Origin of the sequence: Mycobacterium sp. E1715, assembly GCF_001667625.1 — a bacterium.
Taxonomy (GTDB): domain Bacteria; phylum Actinomycetota; class Actinomycetes; order Mycobacteriales; family Mycobacteriaceae; genus Mycobacterium.
Genome location: NZ_LZJJ01000362.1, coordinates 1 through 1,715, shown reverse-complemented (window position 1 = coordinate 1,715; position 1,715 = coordinate 1). Strand labels below are relative to the sequence as shown.

Here is a 1,715-nt window from a genome sequence, read left to right as displayed (position 1 = left end):
CAGGCCGCGTTGGCGGTGGTGTTGGGGAAGTTGGGGGCGACTTCGGATGTGGCGGTGGGCTTTCCGATCGCCGGGCGCCGTGATCCCGCGCTTGATGAGTTGGTCGGATTTTTCGTCAACACGCTGGTGTTGCGCACCAACCTGGGTGGAAATCCGACCGTGGCTAAGGTGTTGGCCCAGGTACGACAGCGCAGCCTGGCCGCCTATGAGCACCAGGATGTGCCCTTCGAAGTCCTCGTCGAACGGCTGCACCCCACCCGCAGCCTGACCCACCACCCCCTGATCCAAGTCGTCTTGGCCTGGCAGAACCTGCCCTGGCAGCATGACGGTCCGGCCGCCGGGCTGGCGCTGGGAGACGTGCGGGTCACGCCGGAGCCCGTCGACACCCAGGTCGCCCGAATGGATCTGGTGTTCTCGCTGGCCGAGCGCTGGACCGAGGACGGGCAGCCCGCCGGCATCGGGGGGGCGGTGGAGTTCCGCACCGACGTGTACAACACCGCCCGCGTCGAGGCCCTGGCCGCGCAACTGCACGACGTGTTGGTCACCATGACCGCCGACTCCGCGCGGCGTATCTCGTCGATCGAGGTGCTGGATGAGGCCGAGCGTGCGCGTCTTGAGGTGATCGGTAATCGGGCGGTGTTGAGCGGGCCGGTCCCGGTGGCGGTGTCGATTCCGGAGCTGTTCTCCGCGCAGGTGGATCGTGCCCCGGAGGCGGTGGCGGTCAGTTGTGGGGGCGGGTCGTGGACGTATGGCGAGGTGGATGAGGCGTCGAATCGGTTGGCGCGCTTGTTGGTTGAGTATGGTGCCGGTCCGGGGGAGTGTGTGGGGTTGTTGGCCGAGCGCTCGGCCCAGGCCGTGGTGGCGATTTTGGCCGTGCTCAAGACCGGCGCGGCCTACCTGCCCATCGACCCGGCACTGCCGGCGGCCCGCATCGAGTTCATGCTCACCGACGCCCTACCGATCGCCGCCGTCACCACCGCGGGCGTGCGATCGCGGCTCGACGGGTCGGACCTGGCGGTCATCGAATTCGACGACCCGGAAATCGCGACACAATCGGCCGACGCGCTGTCGGCGCCGTCGTCCGCGGACGTCGCGTACATCATCTACACCTCGGGCACGACCGGGGTGCCCAAGGGCGTGGCCGTCACCCATCACAACGTCACCCAGTTGCTGGAGTCGGTGCACGACGAGCTGGCGCTGGGCCGGGTGTGGTCGCAGTGTCACTCGTTGGCCTTCGACTTCTCGGTGTGGGAGATCTTCGGGTCGCTGCTGCACGGCGGCCGGTTGGTGATCGTGCCCGACGCGGTGGTCCGCTCACCAGAAGACCTGCGCACCATGCTGATTCGCGAGCAGGTCAACGTGCTGAGTCACACACCGTCGGCCGTGGCGGCCTTGTCGCCCCAGGGGTTGGACTCGGTGGCGACGCTGGTGATGGGTGGGGAGCCGTGCCCGCCCGAGGTGGTGGATCGGTGGGCGCCCGGGCGGGTGATGGTCAACCAATACGGCCCCACCGAGACCACGATGTACGCGGCGATGACCAGGCCGCTGGCCGCGTGGAGCGGGACACCGCCGATCGGCTCGCCGATACCCGGCGCGGCGCTGTTCGTGCTGGACAAGTGGCTCCGGCCGGTGCCGGTAGGTGTGGTCGGTGAGTTGTATGTGGCGGGTCGGGGTGTGGCGTGTGGGTATGCGGGTCGGTCGGGGTTGACGGCGGG

At 68.6% G+C, this 1,715-nt stretch carries 1 protein-coding gene; it reads left to right on the top strand.

Annotated features, from left to right (window positions below; translation table 11 throughout):
• Positions 1–1,715, top strand: a 1,715-nt coding sequence (locus A9X03_RS18025) for an amino acid adenylation domain-containing protein (RefSeq protein ID WP_156746593.1), incomplete at both ends; no start/stop codon positions are given.